Annotated in this window: 21 protein-coding genes and 1 riboswitch; of the genes, 12 read left to right on the forward strand and 9 right to left on the reverse strand. The window is 71.4% G+C overall.

The genetic code is table 11. The annotated features are described in order from the left end of the window. Nucleotides 1-6: 6 nt before the first annotated feature. The 4 genes from Q0Q23_RS04750 to Q0Q23_RS04765 all read left to right on the forward strand — a co-directional run bounded on the left by Q0Q23_RS04750 (nucleotide 7) and on the right by Q0Q23_RS04765 (nucleotide 7,006). Nucleotides 7-3,009, forward strand: coding sequence for a glycoside hydrolase family 38 C-terminal domain-containing protein (locus Q0Q23_RS04750; RefSeq protein WP_295120099.1), 3,003 nt, complete (start codon nucleotides 7-9; stop codon nucleotides 3,007-3,009). Between the two features lie 165 nt (nucleotides 3,010-3,174). Then, complete coding sequence (locus tag Q0Q23_RS04755; RefSeq protein WP_295120101.1) at nucleotides 3,175-3,831, forward strand: response regulator; 657 nt, start codon at nucleotides 3,175-3,177, stop codon at nucleotides 3,829-3,831. Beyond that, nucleotides 3,828-5,513, forward strand: a complete 1,686-nt coding sequence (locus tag Q0Q23_RS04760) for a hypothetical protein (protein WP_295120104.1) — start codon at nucleotides 3,828-3,830, stop codon at nucleotides 5,511-5,513. Before Q0Q23_RS04755 ends, Q0Q23_RS04760 begins: the two co-directional genes overlap by 4 nt. Before the next feature lie 371 nt (nucleotides 5,514-5,884). After that, nucleotides 5,885-7,006: a hypothetical protein gene (locus tag Q0Q23_RS04765; RefSeq protein ID WP_295120107.1), complete on the forward strand. Its 1,122-nt coding sequence runs from the start codon at nucleotides 5,885-5,887 to the stop codon at nucleotides 7,004-7,006. Between the two features lie 26 nt (nucleotides 7,007-7,032). Here Q0Q23_RS04765 and Q0Q23_RS04770 read toward each other — a convergent pair whose 3' ends face one another. Beyond that, nucleotides 7,033-7,488 (reverse strand): Lrp/AsnC family transcriptional regulator, encoded by a 456-nt coding sequence (locus Q0Q23_RS04770; protein ID WP_295120110.1) that lies wholly within the window; start codon nucleotides 7,486-7,488, stop codon nucleotides 7,033-7,035. Between the two features lie 82 nt (nucleotides 7,489-7,570). On the opposite strand from Q0Q23_RS04770, the gene Q0Q23_RS04775 reads away from it, so the two are divergent. After that, nucleotides 7,571-8,191, forward strand: coding sequence for a LysE family translocator (locus Q0Q23_RS04775; RefSeq protein WP_295120113.1), 621 nt, complete (start codon nucleotides 7,571-7,573; stop codon nucleotides 8,189-8,191). Between the two features lie 3 nt (nucleotides 8,192-8,194). Here the strand turns inward: Q0Q23_RS04775 and Q0Q23_RS04780 are convergent, their stop codons facing one another. From Q0Q23_RS04780 to Q0Q23_RS04800, 5 genes are all read right to left on the reverse strand, one after another. Beyond that, the gene (locus Q0Q23_RS04780) at nucleotides 8,195-8,872 is read right to left on the reverse strand and encodes an NUDIX domain-containing protein (protein WP_295120116.1); all 678 of its coding nucleotides are present in this window, start codon (nucleotides 8,870-8,872) and stop codon (nucleotides 8,195-8,197) included. Continuing rightward, nucleotides 8,869-9,228 carry a YciI family protein gene (locus tag Q0Q23_RS04785; RefSeq protein ID WP_295120120.1) on the reverse strand — a complete coding sequence of 120 codons (360 nt, stop codon included), beginning with the start codon at nucleotides 9,226-9,228 and terminating at the stop codon, nucleotides 8,869-8,871. The genes Q0Q23_RS04780 and Q0Q23_RS04785 overlap by 4 nt, the downstream gene beginning before the upstream one ends. An 80-nt stretch (nucleotides 9,229-9,308) precedes the next feature. Next, nucleotides 9,309-10,289, reverse strand: coding sequence for a YihY/virulence factor BrkB family protein (locus Q0Q23_RS04790; protein WP_295120123.1), 981 nt, complete (start codon nucleotides 10,287-10,289; stop codon nucleotides 9,309-9,311). Beyond that, nucleotides 10,279-10,482, reverse strand: a complete 204-nt coding sequence (locus Q0Q23_RS04795) for a hypothetical protein (protein WP_295120126.1) — start codon at nucleotides 10,480-10,482, stop codon at nucleotides 10,279-10,281. The genes Q0Q23_RS04790 and Q0Q23_RS04795 overlap by 11 nt, the downstream gene beginning before the upstream one ends. Continuing rightward, entirely contained in the window at nucleotides 10,479-10,910 is a 432-nt protein-coding gene (locus Q0Q23_RS04800; protein ID WP_295120130.1) for a phage holin family protein, read from the reverse strand. Before Q0Q23_RS04800 ends, Q0Q23_RS04795 begins: the two co-directional genes overlap by 4 nt. Nucleotides 10,911-11,013: 103 nt before the next feature. On the opposite strand from Q0Q23_RS04800, the gene Q0Q23_RS04805 reads away from it, so the two are divergent. From Q0Q23_RS04805 to crcB, 3 genes are all read left to right on the forward strand, one after another. Next, on the forward strand, nucleotides 11,014-11,538 hold the full coding sequence (locus Q0Q23_RS04805; protein WP_295120133.1) for a universal stress protein: 525 nt from the start codon (nucleotides 11,014-11,016) through the stop codon (nucleotides 11,536-11,538). Beyond that, nucleotides 11,539-11,611, forward strand: a riboswitch (Fluoride riboswitch). A 21-nt stretch (nucleotides 11,612-11,632) separates the two neighbouring features. Further along, nucleotides 11,633-12,070, forward strand: a complete 438-nt coding sequence (locus Q0Q23_RS04810) for a CrcB family protein (RefSeq protein ID WP_295120136.1) — start codon at nucleotides 11,633-11,635, stop codon at nucleotides 12,068-12,070. Then, the gene (crcB, locus tag Q0Q23_RS04815; protein ID WP_295120139.1) at nucleotides 12,067-12,444 is read left to right on the forward strand and encodes a fluoride efflux transporter CrcB; all 378 of its coding nucleotides are present in this window, start codon (nucleotides 12,067-12,069) and stop codon (nucleotides 12,442-12,444) included. The genes Q0Q23_RS04810 and crcB overlap by 4 nt, the downstream gene beginning before the upstream one ends. A gap of 12 nt (nucleotides 12,445-12,456) precedes the next feature. Here the strand turns inward: crcB and Q0Q23_RS04820 are convergent, their stop codons facing one another. After that, complete coding sequence (locus Q0Q23_RS04820; protein ID WP_295120142.1) at nucleotides 12,457-12,810, reverse strand: nuclear transport factor 2 family protein; 354 nt, start codon at nucleotides 12,808-12,810, stop codon at nucleotides 12,457-12,459. Between the two features lie 106 nt (nucleotides 12,811-12,916). On the opposite strand from Q0Q23_RS04820, the gene Q0Q23_RS04825 reads away from it, so the two are divergent. Further along, nucleotides 12,917-13,420 carry a hypothetical protein gene (locus tag Q0Q23_RS04825; protein WP_295120145.1) on the forward strand — a complete coding sequence of 168 codons (504 nt, stop codon included), beginning with the start codon at nucleotides 12,917-12,919 and terminating at the stop codon, nucleotides 13,418-13,420. Here Q0Q23_RS04825 and Q0Q23_RS04830 read toward each other — a convergent pair. After that, the gene (locus Q0Q23_RS04830; protein ID WP_295120148.1) at nucleotides 13,417-13,887 is read right to left on the reverse strand and encodes a MarR family winged helix-turn-helix transcriptional regulator; all 471 of its coding nucleotides are present in this window, start codon (nucleotides 13,885-13,887) and stop codon (nucleotides 13,417-13,419) included. The genes Q0Q23_RS04825 and Q0Q23_RS04830 overlap by 4 nt on opposite strands. Nucleotides 13,888-14,023: 136 nt before the next feature. Here Q0Q23_RS04830 and Q0Q23_RS04835 point away from each other — a divergent pair, with 136 nt between their 5' ends. From Q0Q23_RS04835 to Q0Q23_RS04845, 3 genes are all read left to right on the forward strand, one after another. Beyond that, nucleotides 14,024-15,253 (forward strand): MFS transporter, encoded by a 1,230-nt coding sequence (locus Q0Q23_RS04835; protein WP_295120151.1) that lies wholly within the window; start codon nucleotides 14,024-14,026, stop codon nucleotides 15,251-15,253. Nucleotides 15,254-15,299: 46 nt separating this feature from the next. Further along, nucleotides 15,300-16,199, forward strand: coding sequence for a hypothetical protein (locus Q0Q23_RS04840; protein ID WP_295120154.1), 900 nt, complete (start codon nucleotides 15,300-15,302; stop codon nucleotides 16,197-16,199). Between the two features lie 83 nt (nucleotides 16,200-16,282). Beyond that, nucleotides 16,283-17,794 carry a chaplin family protein gene (locus Q0Q23_RS04845; RefSeq protein WP_295120157.1) on the forward strand — a complete coding sequence of 504 codons (1,512 nt, stop codon included), beginning with the start codon at nucleotides 16,283-16,285 and terminating at the stop codon, nucleotides 17,792-17,794. Nucleotides 17,795-17,863: 69 nt separating this feature from the next. Here the strand turns inward: Q0Q23_RS04845 and Q0Q23_RS04850 are convergent, their stop codons facing one another. After that, complete coding sequence (locus tag Q0Q23_RS04850) at nucleotides 17,864-18,196, reverse strand: hypothetical protein (protein ID WP_295120160.1); 333 nt, start codon at nucleotides 18,194-18,196, stop codon at nucleotides 17,864-17,866. Nucleotides 18,197-18,242 lie beyond the last annotated feature (46 nt).

An 18,242-nucleotide genomic window follows, 5' to 3' on the forward strand; every position in this document is an offset into this window, starting at 1 on the left:
CGTCGTTTGTACCAGCAGAACCAGCTCGCCGCGATGCGGGTCGACCGTTTCGTCCGCGAGCGCCTGACGCCCGCCCTCGAGCGGGCCGCCGTTCCGGTGGCCGTGGAGATGTGGGAGGTTCCGGACGAGCCGGTGCCCTTCGCACAGGCGGTGCAGGGGCCGTTCGAGCCGTTCGCCGTCGGCCGCGCCTGGGGGCGCCCCTGGGGCACCGTCTGGTTCCGGGTCAGCGGCACGGTTCCGGCCGAGTGGGAGGCCGATCCGGCGGACGTCGAGCTCGTGGTCGACCTCGGGTTCACGGCGGGACAGGTCGGGTTCCAAGCGGAGGGGCTGGTCTGGACGACCGACGGAACGATCGTGAAGGCACTCGAGCCCCTCAACGACTACGTGCGGCTGCAGGCCGCGCCGGGGGAGTCGTTCGAGCTGTTCATCGAGGCGGCCGCCAACCCCGACGTCGGCTCTGACTGGTCGTTCCGGCCGACGCCGGTCGGCCGCAAGGCGACGGCGCCGACGGACTCGATCTACACGCTGCGTCGGATCGACATCGTGCATCGCGACACCGAGGTGTGGGAGCTGATCCAGGACATCTTCACGATCCGCGGGCTCGCGGCCGAGCTGCCGGAGACGTCGCCGCGGCGGGCGGCGCTGTTCGCGGCACTCGAGGACGCCGTCGTCGCCGTGGACCCGTTCGCCGTCGCGGCCACAGCCTCCCGCGGTCGTGCGGCGCTCGCCGGCGTGTTGGCGTCGCCCGCCGCCGCAACCGCACACCGCGTGTTCGCCGTCGGTCACGCGCACATCGACTCCGCCTGGCTGTGGCCCGTGCGCGAGACGATCCGCAAGTGCGCCCGCACCTTCTCGAACGTGCTCGACCTGATGGACCAGGACCCGGATTTCGTCTTCGCGTGCTCGTCGGCGCAGCAGTTCGCGTGGATGCAGCAGTTCTACCCGGAGCTGTTCGACCGCATCCGGGTGCGGGTCGCCGAAGGCCGGTTCGTGCCGGTGGGCGGGATGTGGGTCGAGTCGGACACGAACCTCCCCGGCTCGGAGGCGATGGCCCGGCAGTTCGTGGAGGGCAAGCGGTTCTTCCTCGACGAGCTCGGCCATGAACCGCGCGAGGTCTGGCTGCCCGACTCCTTCGGCTACTCCGGCGCCCTCCCGCAGATCGCACGTGCGGCCGGGATGGATCACTTCCTGACGCAGAAGATCTCGTGGAACGAGGTCAACCGCTTCCCGCACCACACGTTCGAATGGGAGGGCATCGACGGCACGCGCATCTTCACGCACTTCCCGCCGGTCGACACCTACAACTCCGTGCTGTCGGGCGAGGAGCTGGCCCGCGCCGAGCGCAACTTCGCGGACAAGGGCCGCGCGAACACCTCCCTGGTGCCGTTCGGGTTCGGCGACGGGGGCGGCGGACCGACCCGTGAGATGGTCGCGGCCGCCGCGCGGACCGCCGATCTCGAAGGTTCGCCGACCGTGCGCGTCGCGCCGCCGGAAGCGTTCTTCGAAGCCGCGCGCGCCGAGTTCTCACCGGCGCCGGTATGGGCCGGTGAGCTCTACCTGGAGTTCCACCGCGGCACGTACACCTCGCAGGCACGGACCAAGCAGGGCAACCGTCGCAGCGAGGCTCTGCTGCACGAGGCCGAGTTGTGGGCGGCGACGGCGGCCGTGCGCGCCGGCGCCGCGTATCCGGCGGAGGAGCTGCGCCGGGCGTGGCGCACGGTGCTGCTGCAGCAGTTCCACGACATCCTGCCCGGGTCGTCGATCGGCTGGGTGCACGACCAGGCCGTCGAGAACTACGCGGAGGTCGCCAGGAGCCTGGAGGGCGTCATCGCACGGTCGCTCAGTGCGCTCGCCGGGGGAGCCGGGCCGGACGCCGCGTCCGGTGCGGTCGCGAACGCCTCCCCGTTCGCCGTCGACGGCGTCGCACCGGGCGGCATCGGCGTCCCGTCCCGCGACGGCGCTGTCCGGGTCGAGCGTGTGGGCGACACGCTGCGGTTGGTGAACGACCGGATCGCCGTGACGATCGACGCGGACGGTCTCATCCCCTCCATCGTGCACAGGGCGAGCGGCCGGGAGGCCGTGCCGGCCGGCACCCGCGCGAACCTCCTGCAGCTGTTCCGCGACACCCCCACCCAGTGGGATGCCTGGGACGTCGACGTCGAGTACCGGCTGTCGGGTGAGGACCTGACGGTGGTCGACTCGCTCGAGGTCGTCACCGAGCGCCCGGAGCTCGCCGAGGTCCGTCTGGTGCGCCGCTTCGGCGACTCCGCAGTGACCCAGACGCTGTCGCTGGCCGCCGACTCGTCCGCGCTCGACATCGAGACGCGGATCGACTGGCACGAGCGGCAGCGGATGCTGAAGCTCGGCTTCCCGGTGGACGTGCATACGACCTCCGCCCGCTCGGAGATCCAGTTCGGCCACATCGACAGGCCGACGCACACCAACACCAGCTGGGACGTCGCCCGGTTCGAGACCAGTGCGCACCGCTGGGTGCACGTCGGCGAGCCGGGCTTCGGGGTGGGCATCGCGAACGACGCGACCTACGGTCACGACATCACCCGACACGAACGGGAAGGCGGCGGAACGTACTCGTTCGTGCGGCAGACGCTGCTGCGGGCGCCGCTCTTCCCCGACCCGGAGGCCGACCAGGGTACGCACATCCTGCGCAGTTCGATCGTGATCGGCGACGTGGGTGCGGCGATCGAGACCGGCTACCGCGTCAACCTGCCGCTGCGACCGGCGGCCGCGGCCGACGTGACTCCGCTGCTCGCCTCGTCGTCGCCCGCCGTCGTCATCGAGACGGTGAAGCTGGCCGAGGACGGCTCCGGCGACGTCGTCGCGCGGTTGTACGAGGCGCGCGGGTCGCGCGCGCAGGCGACGCTGACGGTCGGCTTCCCGTATGAGCGCATCGAGCGCACCGACCTCCTGGAGCGCCCGACCGGAGCGGGCGACACCACGCTCGCCCTCCGGCCTTTCGAACTCGTCACGCTGAGGTTCGTCCGCAGCTGACGCCAGACCGCCCGCCCCGGGCCGCGCGAACCCCGGGGCGGGCAACACCCCGTCTCCTGACGGCACGCTCTCCCGCCGCTCCGCTCCCGAACTGGGGTGCACAGACCGCCGGGAGCAGCGGTCCGTACCGGCTATCCTGTCGAGACGACCGGGGAGGTGGGCAGGATGACGGCGACGTGGCGCAGGCGTGTGCTCGTGGTCGAAGACCACGCCCTGCTGCGTTCGCTGGTCGCCGACGCCTTCAGCCAGCGCGGTTTCGAGGCGGTCGCGTCGCCCTCGGCGGTCGAGGCCCTGCGTGACATCGACGCCGCCGACCCCGACCTGCTCGTGACCGACATCGATCTGGGGTCGCGGCCGAACGGCGTCGAGCTCGCGACCATTCTGCGGGAGCGCGCCCCGCACATCGCAGTGGTGTTCCTGAGCAACCTGTCGCTGGAAGCCGCTGCCGCACAGGCACGGGACACGGTGGAGGGCGCCTCTTTCGTGAACAAGGGTGCGATCGGCTCGGTCGACGAGCTGGTCGACGCCGCGGAAGCCGCGCTCGCCGACCGGCCGGTGCGGCACGTCGCCGACGCCGAAGGGGCTCAGGGTGCGCTGCTGCGGCTGAGCGCGGCTCAACGGGAGACCACGCGACTGCTCGCCTCAGGACTGACCAACGCGGAGATCGCCCGCCGGCGTGGAGTGTCGGTGCGCGCGGTCGAGAAGAGCGTCGAACGCGTGTTCCAGGCGCTCGGCCTCACCGGCGACGACACGACCGCGCCCCGCGTCACCGCCGCGACCCTCTACCGGGCGACGTACGGCGATCCGCGGTCGGGACTGTGAGCACGACGTCGATCGTCGCCCGCCGCCTGGTCGCACAGGCGACGGGACCGTCCGCGGTGACCGTGTGGACGTGGCTCGTCACCGCGCCGATCGCACTCACGGTGATGTCCGGGCTGCAGTACGTGACCGGTGGTCCGCTGGCCGTCGCCGCCGTCGCCGGCCTGCAGCATGTCGCCGTCGGCGTGCTGCTGATTCTGCTGCGGCTGCTGTTGCTCGTCACGCCGGCGGCGATCCGCGCGGGAGTCGTACTGGCCGGCTTCGCGACGATCGGCGTTCTGCGGCCACTGCTCTTCCTCGGCTCAGGAGCGGCTCTGCACATCCCCGTCGCCGCGGGCGACCTGGCCGGCCGGATCCTGATCAACGTGGTCACCACTGTCGCGATGTTCTCGCTCGTCGCCATCGCCGTGCAACTGGTGCGCGACCATGCCGGCGTCTATCGCCGGCTGCGTTCGGCCCAGGCGGCCTCCGCCCGCGACGCGGAGTGCGCCGCTTCACGCATCCGGGAGTTGAGGCACTCCGCCGTCGATGCTGTACTCGACCAGCTGGAGGAGGCGACCTCCGACGCCGTCATCCGCGGGATCCGCCCGAGCGACGCCGCGAACCTCCTGCGCGGATTGGCGGAGGAGGTGGTTCGCCCGGCGAGCCACCGGGTCTACGACGACGATCTGGTGCTGCCGGCGAGCGCGGCCGACACACCCCCCGTCCGTTCCCGCGAGTGGATCGCGTCGGTCTTCGGCGCGATGAGGGCCGCGCCGCCGCTGCCGCTCGCCGTACTGTTCGTCATCCTGGTCTTGCCGTTCGGCGTCTGGCAGTACGGCGTGCTGTTCATGCTTCCGCCGCTGGCCTGCGGCTTCGCGGTCCTCCTGGCGGGCAACGCGGCGATGGTGCCGATCGTCCGCCGAACGCCTCCCGGCGCACGGGTCGTCGTCATCGCCGCGAGCTACGCTCTGATCGGCGTTCTGCTGTCGACGACCAGCGCCGTGGTGGTGCGACTCCTCGGCCGCGATCCGCAACTCGTCTGGTTCGAAGCGGGCACCTACTGGGTCGTGGGTCTCGCGGTCGCGTTCGTCGCGTCGCTCTCCGAGCGGGTGCGTCGCGATCAGAGCGAACTGGAGGAGGCGATCCAGTCAAACATCCACTCCGCGGCCGCCACGCGCTCGGCTCTGGAGCACGAGCGCGCCGGGCTTGCCCGGCTCCTGCACGCCGGTGTGCAATCCGAGCTCATCGCCGCCGCCCTGGCCGTGGGGTCGGCTGCCGCCGAGGACGCGTCGGCGGAACTCCGGGACGTCGTGGCCAGGATCCGCGCCGACATGAGCGCCCCCCGAACGGAGCCGGACGCGGCGGAGCGGATCACCGCGCTCGTCGACAGCTGGGGATCGGCCTTGCCGTTGCACGCCTCCATCGGCGACGTCTGGGAGCGGCTGCGCGAGCCGCGCAGGGCGGACGCCGTGGTCGACGCGATCTCGGAGGGACTGGCGAACGCGGTGCGCCACGGCGACGGCACGCCGGTGACGCTGGAGGTGGCTCCGGCGGCCGAGCAGGGGGTCTCGATCGTGATCGTCTCCGGGGGAGTGCTGTCGGCTGCGCGGCCCGGGATCGGGTTGCTCCAACTCGCCGAGCGCGGGGAGGTCGCACTGCGGGAGAACGCCGGCCGTGTCGAGCTCGCCGTGGTGATCCCCTAGCCCGATCGCCCCTGTCGTAACAGCCGTACCCCGCGTCATGACGCGGGTCGGCGGGGCATATCGTCATGCTGATCGGACCCGCATCCGAGACCATCCGGGCCCGGGGTGCTTCTGCGTGACCCGAACGCGCGGGATGCGCCCCGCCCCCGGGTCCTCCGTCCTCCCGCTCTCCGAGCTTGTGCGATTTCGGTGGATCTATTCATCCGCATTGATAGAACGTCCAGCCGAAATTTGATAAGAATGGTTGGGTACGCCTGAAGGTGTCGACCCCCCACGACACCCCGACCCGACCGTCCAGGAAGTTCAGTTTGCCCAAGTCGCCTGCCCCTCTGCGGCCTCGCCGCAGTTATCGGGCACCCGTCGTACTCGACGTGGACGAGCAGACGCAGGCGGTCGCCGACCCGGTGAACGACTTCACCCGGGCCGATTCGCTGGTTGCCGCGACGACCGCGCCGGTCTCCGCCGCGCCGGCTTCGACGGCACCCGTCGTCTCGAGCCGGCGTGCGGCGTTGGAGGCGGAGCGTTCGCGTGGCCGTCGTTCCGCGAAGGCCGGCGCGCAGAAGAGCGGCCGCACCGTCGTGCGTGAGCGCATCGTGGTGAAGCCCACGCGTCCTTCGCGCGCCGAGCGTCGCGCGGCGGCCGCGCAGATGACCGCGGTTCCCGCTGCGACGGTCTCCGCCGGGCCGTCGGTCGCCGACCCGGGCAACCTGCGCCACCCGCGCCACCCGCGCCGCGGCATCTTCGTCGAGAACCGCCGCCGTCGCAGCTTCCACGTCTTCGTCCTCGTGGCGCTGACCGCTTTCTTCGGCACCGCGTCCCTTCCCGCGTACGCCACGACGGGCGAGGGCTCGACGGCCGGCAACGCGCGCACCGCGCTCGCGGTGCAGACGCTGACCGGAGGCGACGCCACGGCTCAGGTCGTGTCGCGTGACGGCATCGGCATCGCCGAGAGCCCGGAGGCGCTCGACTCCACGACCAACAGCTCGGTGTCGCCGACGGTGCAGGCGCTGGCCGTGCAGCTCATGGGTGCCGTCGCCGCCGGCCGCCTGGTCGGCTCCACGCCCAACCACATCCCTGAGATCGCCAACCTGGCCGAGGGCAAGGTCGTGCCGAACTGCGGCGTCGACTATCGCGTTCTGCAGGCGATTTCGGTCGCCCTCGACAACTTCAGTCAGGTCGGCGTCAGCGACATCAACCGTCGCTGCACGGGCCAGATCGAAGGCGCCGGCACCGACTCGGCGCACTACGCCGACGGCGGCGGTCACGCAGTCGACTTCTACCTCCTCAACGGCTCGCCCCTCACCGGCGGCGACGCTCGCTCCGTCCAGCTGATCCGCCTCCTCGACCCGCTGGTCCCGAGCGGAACCGGCCTCGGCCAGGTCGAATGCCGCCAGTCGATGAGCCTCGACCACTTCGCGCCGTTCGACGACACCTGCAACCATCTGCACATCGACTTCCTGAAGTCGTCCGGGGCCACGCTCCGCTACGGGTGAGTCGGTGCGGGTCTCCGCCCGGGCCGTCACCCCAACGGCAGCGACACCCCCGCTCCCAGCCTTTTCATGACCAGCGTCGACGTCATCCGCTGGATGCCGGGTAGGCCGCCGAGCGGGCCGTCGTACAGCTCCTGGTAGGCGGCGAGGTTCGGAGTGAGGACGCGCAGCATGTAGTCGGGGTCGCCGAACAGGCGCTCGGCCTCGGTGACGTTCGGGATGGCCACCACGGCCTCCTCGAACGCGCCGACCGTGTCGGGGTCCGTGCGGCTGATCGTCACGAAGACGATCGCCTCGAACGTGAGCCCGACGGCGGCCGGGGAGACGACTGCGCGGTACTGCTCGATGACCCCGGACTGCTCCAGCTCGCGGACGCGACGGTGACAGGCGGAGAGGCTCAGACCCACCTGGGAGGCCAACTCTGTCACGCTGATTCGGCCGTCTTCTTGCAGCGCTGAGAGAATCTCCCGATCCAAGCTGTCCATGCCGAAGATTCTCCTACAATTGCGGGAGCTCCGCCGCAGATTTCGAAGCACTTTCCGCGATATTTCGCGTAGCTTCTGCGCCATGGACCTCGCACTCGTCGCGCAGTTCTGGACCATCGCCGTCCTCCTCGCGCTGACCCCGGGCGCCGACTGGGCGTACGTCATCGGCGCCGGGCTCAGGGCGCGCTCGGTCGTGCCGTCGATCCTCGGGATGCTGACCGCCTACGCCGTCGTGATCACCGCCGTCGCGGTGGGGGTGGGGGCGATCGTCGCCCGGTACCCCGTGGTCCTCACCGTGCTCACCGTGGGTGGCGCGGCCTACCTGATCTGGCTCGGGATGAACGCGCTTCTGCGTCGCACCGAGCCGGTCGGACCGCACGGCGAGCCGATCGCCGGCAGCGCCGCTTCGCAGTTCCTCCGCGGCGCAGGCGTCAGCGGGATCAACCCCAAGGGCCTCCTGCTGCTGCTGGCACTCCTGCCCCAGTTCACGACCCCCGGCGGGATGCCCGCCGCGGCGCAGATGCTGGTCCTCGGCGCTCTGCACCTGGCCGACATCGCCGTCATCTACACGATCGTGGCTCTGCTCGCACGACGGCTGCTGAGGTCGCGGCCGCGGGCGCTCGTCGTCGTCGCCAAGCTGTCGGGGGCGATGATGGTCCTCATCGGGACGAGTCTGCTCGTCGAGCGGTTTCTGCCCGGGTGAGCGTCAGCGACCGAACAGGTTGAGTGCCGCCCACTGCAGCAGGATCACGGTCTTTCCGTCGACGATGCGACCGTCGGCGATCATCGCCAGGGCCTCGTCGTAGCCGACGGTGACGGGCTCGATCTCTTCGCCCTCCTCGGCCAGGCCGCCGCCGCCGGCGACCGCCGACGGCAGGTACTCCGCAGCGTAGAAGTGCACGCGTTCGGTGACGGACCCCGGGCTCATGAAGAGGTCGAAGAGGTGCTCGAGAGCGCCGACCTGCACGCCGAGCTCCTCCGCGGCCTCCCTGCGGATCGCCTCCTCGGGAGCGTCGCCGTCCAGCAGTCCGGCCGCGGCCTCCACCAGCATGCCGTCGGGGTGTCCGTTGACATAGGCGGGGAGGCGGAACTGGCGCGACAGCAGCAGCGTGCGGCCCGCCGGGTCGTACAGCAGCACGGTCGCCCCGTTGCCGCGGTCGTAGGTCTCGCGCGACTGCGTCGTCCACTCGCCGTCGCGCCCGCGGTAGTCGAACGTCGTGCGGCGCAGCACATGCCAGCCGTCGGAGACGACCTCGACGTCGGCGATGCGCACGTCGGGGTTGCCCGTCACGTCGCGGCCGGTGAGGTGGAGGCCGGTGCGGCCGCGGCTGTCGGCGAGGTCGTGGCCGGGGCGCGGGTCGCGCGGATTGTCGTCGATGCTCACGAAGTGAGCGTATCGGCCGTTCCCTGAGGGCGGACGAACGCCCCGATCACCTCGCGGACCTCCACCCCGCCGCCCTGCCAGGTGGCCGGGTTGCGGCGCGCGATCGCCAGAGCGGCCTCCCGGTCGGGCGCCTCGATGATGCCGATGCCCGCGACGATCTCCTTCGACTCGGTGTAGGGGCCGTCTGTCGTGCCGGTGCCGCGGATAGAGGTCGACTCGGTGTGCGGAGCGAGCGCGAACGCCGCGATCAGGTCGCCGTCTCGGATCAGGTCCTCCGAGTGGCGGTCGTGCTCGGCGAGCTCGTCGGGCGTTCCGGCGACGCCGTCGCCGTAGATGAAGATGGCGAACTGGGCCATGGTGATTCCTCTCGGGTGGACACTTCTCAGTCGGTCTCGTTCACTGGGACGTCGAACGGGCGCGGCCCGGTTCGACACACTCAGCGGAAACGGCGCCGGATCGCCCGTGCCGCGAGGATGTCCGCCGCTTCGGCGTCTTTCGCCTTGACGATCGCCCTGTCGGACTTGAGCGGGAGCGCCCTGCCCTCCTCGACGCGGGCACCGCGGACCAATTCGCGCGCCCGGGCGATCTCCGAATCGAGCTCGGCGCCCAGCAGGAGGACGACGTTGGCGATCCAGATCCACAGCAGGAACACGATGATGCCGGCCAGCGTGCCGTAGGTCTTGTCGTAGCTGCCGAAGTTCGCCACGTAGAACGCGAACAGCGCGGAGGCGACACCGAGGGCGACGATCGCCACGACGGCCCCGGGGGTCAGCCAGCGGAACCGCGGCTGGCGCACGTTCGGGGTCGCCGAGTAGAGCAGTGCGACCAGCAGGACCAGTGCGACGATCACCACGGGCCAGCGGAGGATCGACCACGCCGTCTTCGCCGCGTCGCCCGCCCCGATGGCGTGGCCGAGGGCCTCGGCGATCGGCCCGGAGACGACCAGCAACACGGCGACGACGGCGATCAGGATGAGCGACGCCAGCGTCACACCGAGCTGGACGGGACGCAGGCTGAACGCGGTCCGTCCCTCGCGCACGTCGTAGATGCGGTTGAGCGCGCGGCCGAACCCGCCCACGTAGCCGGAGGCCGACCACACGGCGCCGACGACGCCGATCACGAGCGCCCAGCCCGTCGCAGGCGACGACGCCAGGCTCTCGATCGGCTGCTTGACGACGGCGAGCATGCCGGGCGCCAGTTCGTCCACCATCCCGAACAGCGCGTCGATGCCCGCGGTGCTCTGCCCGACCAGCCCGAGGATGCTGACCAGCGCGATCATCGCGGGGAACAGCGACAGCACTCCGAAATAGGTCAGTCCAGCAGCGAGGTCGGCGCAGGCGTGCTGCCCGAAGCTGCGCAGGGTGCGCTTGAGGACGTACCCCCACGGGAGGCGCCGCCAGGAGACGTCACCGGCCACGCGAGAGCCCTCGCGCCACGAGGGCGGCCGCGCCGCCCACGACGGCGAGGAGCACGGCGGCGGAGGCCACGGGGTGCGACCGGATCTGCACCAGCGGATTGAACGTCGCGAATAGGTCGTCGAGCGTGGTCGCGAGCTCGTCACGCGTCTGCTCGAGCTCGAGCTTGAGCGTGTTCATGCCCTTGTCGCTCACGGCTTCTCCCCTCTCAGCGCCTGCGCGTCGGCTTTCAGCTCCGGACCGAGGTCGTCGGGCACCGGCGGCACGCCGCGCTTGAGCATCGCCCGTCCGACGAGGGCCGCGACGACGGCGAGGACGATGAGGATGCCGGCGACGATGAGCGCGGCCAGCCATCCCGGCACGATGAGCGCGAAGGCGAAGACCGCCGCGGTGATCAGCACGCCCAGCGCGAAGAACACGAAGACCAGGGCGCCGACGAGGAGGCCGGCGCCGATGCCCGCCGCCTTCGCCTTCGCCGCCATCTCGGCCTTGAACAAGGCGAGCTCGGCGGCCAGGAGCCGCTTGAGCTGGGCGGTCGCGTCGCGGGTCAGCTGCGGCAGCGGCCGCAGCCCGCGCGTGGTCCGGCGGCGCTCGCGGGGGAGCGCGGCCTTGTGTTCGCTCATTCCGTTGGCCTCCCTGGCTGTCGCGTTCGAACGTACCCCACGGCCGGTGACGAGCCAAGGGAGGGTCCTTCGCCGGACGCGCACGATGGTGCACACTAGGGGAATGAGCGGCAACGGCAGCACCGGGTCGGGCGGCGTCCTCGTGGCGGTCGTGCCCGGTCAGCCCACCGCGGTGCTCGATCAGGCGGCCCGGCTCGCCGACGACCTCGACGTGCCGCTGGTCTGCGCCAACGTCGACCCCAACCGATACCTCGTCTCCAGCTACGTGGACGGCACCGTCGTGGCCCTTCCGTACGACCCCGACCTGCCCGAGGTCGAGGAGGAGACATTCGACGCCGAGCTCGAATCCGACATCCGCGCGGTCATGGACGGCCGCGGCATCCCGTACACGCTCAAGCAGCTCGCCGGCGACCCGGCGTGGGCGCTCGCGCGCCTCGCCGACGAGATGGACGCGCGGTACATCGTCGTCGGCACACGGGAAGCCGGGCTGCGCGGCAGCCTCCGGGAGTTCTTCAACGGCTCGGTGGCCGTGCACCTCGCCCACCGCCAGCACCGCCCGGTGATCGTCGTGCCGCTGGCGCCGGTCAACGGGTCGCAGGCGCTGCCGTGGGAGGACCCGCCGGTATAGTGGTCCAGCGGCGATGGATCTCGCCGGGGCATCCGCCCGAACCGCGACGGTCGCTGATAGTTCCTGCGCTTCTTCACTGAAGGGTGGATGCCGCTTGTCCGCGAGACCCCCATTGCCCGTGCACCTCCACTGGCGGTCCGTTCTGCTCGTCTTCGCCGGGGGTGCGGCCGGCACCACCGTGCGCTCCCTGCTCTCGGCGGCCGTCCCGGCCGCCGGCGGCCTCCTTCCCATCACCCTGGTCATCAACGTGACGGGCGCCTTCGTCCTGGGCTGGCTGCTGGAGGCGCTCGCCCTCCACGGGCCGGACACCGGGCGCCGTCGCGACCTGCGGCTGTTCGCCGGCACGGGCATCCTGGGCGGCTACACCACCTACAGCTCCTTCGCGGTCGACACCGACGGGCTGTTCGCCGCGCACGACCCGGCGGCAGGAATCGGCTACGCGCTGGCGACCATCGTCGTCGGTGCGCTCGCCTCGGTCGCCGGCATCGCCGCGGCAGCGGCCCTCGCCCGGCGCAAGGGCGCCCGCTCGTGACGGCGCTGCTGACCCTCGCAGTGGCGATGGCGGGCGGCCTCGGTGCAGTCTCGCGGCTCGTCCTCGACGGAGTGCTCCGCGCCCGCTTCCGAATCGCCTTCCCGTTCGGGACGACGGTGATCAATGTGACGGGGTCGTTCCTCCTCGGCCTGGTGACCGGTCTGGCGGTGGCGCACGGCCTCCCACCGGAGTGGCGCGCGATCCTGGGCACCGGTTTCCTCGGCGGGTACACGACGTTCAGTACCGCCAGCTATGAGACCGTCCGGCTCGCGCAGCAGCGGCGCTACCGTGCCGCCGCGGTCAACGGCGTCGGGATGCTCGTGCTCGCGCTCGCCGCCGCGGCCCTGGGGCTGTGGCTGGGCGGCCTCCTCTGAGACGGTCGGGCCTCAGCCCTCCTGCTCCATCCACCACTCGGTGAACGCCTCTGCGCGACCATCGGGCGTCAACAGGATCACCCACAGGTTCGAGTACGTCGGGCCGTCGTGATAGTCGGTGACCCCCTCGACGAAGTACTGCGGGCCGTCCTGTCCGAGCAGCCGCCATTCGAAGTCGACGGAGCCGGGATCGTCTTGCGCGTCCAGCCAGCCCTCGACGATCTCGAGGTGGCCGTCCCACGGCTCGGCGAACGGCTCCGTGCGGTAGCTCGCGTCCTCGGTGAAGAGCGCACGGATGTCGTCGGGGTCGTTCGTCTCCCATGCGGTGCGGTAGCGGTCGATCCAGGTCGTGATCGCGTCGGCCATGCACACCGTTATACGCCCTGCCTGCGCGGGCCCACCAGACTTGACAGTCCGGCGCCGGGCTGCGCGTGGGCCGCTACGCTGTGCGCATGACGGGCATGCTGGACTCATGACAGGAATCTTCACCGAGTGGTCCGAGTTCAACGTGGCGGTGGCCGGGGCCGGCGCGGCGCTCGGCGGCCTCCTCATCGTGGCCTTGTCCGTCAACATCCGACAGATCGCCGAGTCTCGCGGGCTGGCCGCACGCGCGGGTGCGTCGATCGCGACGCTGATCCTCGGCGTCGCGCTGAGCTGTGCGGCGCTCATCCCCGGCCAGGTGGCGTGGGGATTCGGCCTCCAGGTCCTCGCGGGCACGATCGTCTGCGGCATCGTGGCGGTGCGCTCGTCGATCGCGATCCGAGCGGACAGCAGGGCCACCGGCTATGGACGCTACGACGTCGAGCGCATCGCCGTCTTCTCGCTGCCGTTGCTGTTCGATCTGGCCGGCGGCGTGCTGCTGATCGGGCTGGCCCCGTCGTCGGTCGGGATGGTCCTGGTCTCCATCGCGACCATCCTGGCCATCGTCACGACCGTCCTGTTCTCCTGGGTCGCCCTCGTGGAGGTGCTGCGCTAAGCGGGTGATCCCGCCGGTGCACCGGCGAGCGCCAGCTGCGGAAGCGCGTCGAGCAGCGGAGCGAGCTCCGGGATGCGATGCGCCTCCCGCAGAGCGGCCTCCAGAGCGTCGTCGTGCACCGGGCGTGCCGTGTCGAGAAGTCGGTGGCCGCCGGCGGTGAGCTCGGTGTAGATGCCGCGCCGGTCGTCGAGGCAGTCCACGCGGGTGAGCAGGCCGCGCTCTTCCAGACGGTTGACCAGCCGGGTGGTGGCGGACGGGCTGAGGGCACTGGCACGCGCGAGCTGCTGCATGCGCATGTGCCAGCCGTCCTGCCTGCTGAGGGCGTCGAGCACGGTGTACTCGACCACGGAGAGCGCCGCTTCGCGGGTCAGCGCCCGCTCCAGCTCGTTCTCGATGAAGTTGTGGAGGGCGGCGAGAGCGCGCCAGCCCTGCGCGCGCACTTCGACGGCGTCGTCGGCGATGCCCACGGGGTCTCCTCACTGTCGGTGGCGGCGGACGTGACCTTGCCAAAACTAATTGCGTGTGCAACTATTTATCGCGCGTCTGCAAGTAACCACCCTACGCGGTCGCACCTTCGACCTTCGACATTCCCAGGAGTTCCCCATGCCTGCTGGCCTGATCGCGCTCGCCCTCGGCGGATTCGGCATCGGCCTCACCGAGTTCGTGATCGCCGGCCTCCTGCCCGACGTCGCCGCCGACTTCCACGTGGACGCCGCAGCGGCCGGATGGCTCATCTCCGGTTACGCGCTGGCCGTCGCAGTCGGCGCCGTCGGGTTGACGGCCGCCGTCACGCGCCTGCCGCGCAAGACGGTGCTGCTCGGGCTGATGGTGCTCTTCATCATCGGCAACGCGGTCTCCGCGCTCGCGACCGACTATCCGACCATGCTCGTCGGCCGGATCGTGGCCGCGCTGTGCCACGGCGCGTTCTTCGGCATCGGCTCAGTGGTGGCGGCCGGGATGGTGGAGCCGGACAAGAAGGCGCGGGCCATCGCGATCATGTTCACCGGCCTGACCGCGGCGAACGTGCTGGGGGTGCCGTTCGGCACGCTGCTCGGGCAGCAACTCGGCTGGCGGTCGACGTTCTGGGCCATCACCGCGATCGGCGTGCTCGCTCTCGTCGGGCTGGCCGTCCTGGTGCCTCGATCGGCCGGGCGAGCGGACGGCGGCGTCGAGGAGACGACCGGTCTGCGCGGCGAACTGCGGGCGTTCCGTTCCGCGCAGCTGTGGCTCTCGCTCGCCGCGACCGTGCTCGGTTTCGGCGGGATGTTCGGGGCCTTCACCTACATCGCCTACACACTGACCGGTCTGTCCGGGTTCCCCTCGGGTGCGGTTCCGTGGCTGCTCATCCTCTTCGGGGTCGGGCTCTTCATGGGCAATGCCGCTGGCGGGCGGTTCGCGGACCGCTCGATCGACGGGACGCTTCTGGTCGTGCTCTCGGCGCTCGCCGTCATCCTCGGGCTGTTCGCGCTGGTCGCGCCGCTGCCGGCGGCCGCCGTGATCGCGCTCGTGCTGATGGGTGCAGCCGGATTCGCCACGGTCCCCGCGCTGCAGTTGCGCGTCCTCCGTTCCGCCGAGTCGGCCCCGACGCTGGCGTCGGGCGCGAACATCGCCGCGTTCAACGTCGGCAACGCCCTGGGGGCGTGGCTCGGCGGACTGACCATCGCGGCGGGACTCGGCTACGCGTCTCCGCTGTGGGTCGGGGCGGCGATGACGGTCGCGGCGCTCGCCGTGGTCGCCGTGGCGGCCGGCATGCGGGCTCGCCCCTTCCTCGACGGTAGACAGGGGAGTACGCTCACCATTGTCTCGAACGGAAGGCCGACGATCAGGGGGTGATCGTATGGTGGAAGCGCCGGACGCCCGACGCTCCTCCCGCGCTCCCGTGCGGCTTCTGATCGGTTCACTCGTCCTCGGCGGCGGAGTCGCAGCACTCGGACTGCTCTTCGGAGGCGGCGCGGCCGGGGCCGCCGAGCCTCCCGCGCCGGACCCGCTGGGAGCGGTCGTCTCGAGCGTCACCGGCGCCGTCGGCGATACCGCGCACACGGTGACCTCGGCTGTCGCCCCCGCGCTGCCCGATCCGGTTCGCTCGACCGTCAGTCAGGCGGTCCGGCCCGTGACGCAGGCGGTCGACCAGGTGGCGCAGGCTGCGCCGGTCGCTGCGGTCGTGACTCCCGTGGCGAAAGCCGTCGACGATGTCGTGGCCGCCACGCCGGTCTCGCAACTCCCCGTGCTGGGAGCGGCCCTCGGCTCCGCCCCGGTCGAATCCGTGACGACCCCGGTGAGCACCGTGGCGGACGGCACCCTCTCGGACGTGTCCACGGCTCTACAGACCGCGGTCGAGCCGGTCGCGCCGACCGAGCAGCCGCCGACCGTTGCGCCGCCGAGCGCCGGGCCGGCTGCCGCCGGAGCGGCGGTGGCCTCCGCCGCCGGCGTCGCCGGCTTGTCGGTCGCCGCGATCGCGGGCGCTGACGGATCATCGCTCTTCGATGCCGTTCGCCCCTTCGGCCGCGACTCCGGGCGGCTCGACGTCACCGCTGTGACGGCCTCCGCTCCGGGCGGCGCGCCCCCCGGCGGCTCCGACCTGCCGTCCCGCGGCGTGCCGTCCGGTTCACTCGGCGCCGGCGCCTCCGGAGGCTCCGGCGGCGGCGGCGCGTCGGCTTCGGCCGTCTCCGGAGATGCGCTGGCGGCCGCGTCCGCCCCGCGCGCCGGCCGAGCTCTGCTTCCCGTCGGTGACGGCCTCGCTGCCGCACCGCTGTTCGATCACGACATCAGCCCCGACTGAGTGGGCGCAGTCTGCCGTTCCGGCAGAACGCGACCCGAGCTCCCGACCGGGAGTTCGCAGACACTCATTCGAAAGGCTGAACGATGAACAAGTACGTCTCGAGAGGGTTGTGGTTCACCCTCTGCGTCGGAGGGCTCTGGCTCGCCGGCACCGCGGCGGCGAACGCCGCGGAAGCACCATCGACGACCGGCTCCAACGGAGTGGCCTCCGGCGACCAGGCCGCGATCGGGCTCACGGTTCCCGTGACGGTCTCCGGCAACGGCATCGCCGTGCTCGGCGACGCCGGATCGACCGGCGCGCAGTCCGCACCCGCCGCCCCCGCTCCGGCGGTCAGCACGTCGACCAGCGGGCTCGGCGGCGTGGCCTCCGGCGACCAGGTACTCGTCAGCATCGCGGTGCCGGTCACCGTGAGCGGAAACGCCGTGAGCGCCGTCGGTGACTCGGGCTCGACCTCGAGCTCGGGCTCGGGCTCGACCTCCTCGACCTCCTCGACCGCCTCGTCGGGCACGACACCCGCGACGGACCAGACCACGTCGGGAACGGGTGGAGTGCTCTCCGGCGCGCAAGCGCCGATCGCAGTCTCCGCTCCCGTGACGGCGACGGGCAACGCGGTGAGCGTGCTCGGCGATGCCGGTTCGTCGGGATCGAGCACGTCCACCTCGCCGTCGGGTTCGCCCGCGGCTTCCACCGGCTCGGGCGCGACCACGTCGGGCTCGGACGGCATCCTCTCCGGCGCGCAGGCTCCGGTCGGCGTATCGGCACCGGTGACCGTCGGGGGCGACGCGATCAGTGTGCTCGGCGACGCCACCTCGACCGGTTCGTCGGCGGCTGCGCCGTCGGGTTCCGTTCCCGCGACCGCCGGCACCACTTCGGGTTCTGGTGGTGTGGTGTCGGGTGCTCAGGCTCCAGTGAGTGCCTCTGCTCCCGTTACCGCCTCGGGTGACGCGGTGAGCGTGCTGGGGGATGCCTCCTCGACCGGCTCGTCGGCGGCTGCGCCGTCGGGTTCCGCACCGGCCGGTGGCGTCACTTCGGGCAGCGGCGGCGTGGCCTCCGGTGCACAGGCTCCGATCCGGGCCGCCCTTCCGGTCGCCCTCGGCGGTGACGCCGTCAGCCTGCTGGGCGACGCGACGACGACCGGCTCGACCGCCGGTGCCGCCGGTTCCGGCGCCGGCACCGGCTCGAGTTCCGTCCCGGTCACGAGCGGCGGCGGAAGCCTCCTCGGCGGCGCCCAGCTGCCGGTGAGCGTCGCCCTTCCGATCACGGTCGGCGGTGACGCGGTGAGTGTGCTCGGCGACGCCACCACCACCGGTGCGACGACGACCCCGACCGGCCCGACAACGCCGACCGGCCCGACCACGCCGACCGGCCCGGTCGTTTCGACCCCGACGGGACCAGTGGCCGCTGTGGGAGGTGGCGTCTCGATCGCCTCGGATGGCCCGGCCACGATACTGAGCGCCGCCCCGGCATCGACCATGCTGGCCTCGACCGGATCCGATGCGCTCACACTGGGTGCGTTCGGCGCACTGCTGGCACTGCTCGGTGCGCTGGCCGTGTTCGGGGTGTCCAATCGGGAGCGCCGTCACCACACCCGGTGAGGTGACGGCTCGACCATGACGCGTCGGGGGCGGCCGGTCGCGCAGGCCGGCTCGCCCCCGGTGACGTCGTCAGAACCCGATCGGACGACCGGGGGAGAGCGGCTCCGCGCTCGCCCCGAAGCTCTCCCCGCTGTTGTATTCGGCCTCGCGGCGCTCCACCTCGGCGATCAGTGCCTTGTTGAGCATCTCGGACCAACTGCTGTCCTGCTCCTCGAAGGAGGTGGAGCGGTAGGCCGCTCTCGCCCTGTTGCGGAGGCCCTCGCTGAGATAGAACGTCACGCTCGTGCGCCTGGCCGGTGCGGATTTCGCGGCGACCGCGGTCGGGCGCGCGCGATATTCGGAGGAGGCACCCTCATCGAGCTGCGGTTCATCGCCTCGATCGGGCTGGTCGTGGTTGGTCATCGCACCTCGCAAAATATTGCATGTGTCATCTGTCCGCAGCATACTA

Source organism: uncultured Leifsonia sp. (genome assembly GCF_945957465.1).
Taxonomy (GTDB): Bacteria; Actinomycetota; Actinomycetes; order Actinomycetales; family Microbacteriaceae; genus Leifsonia.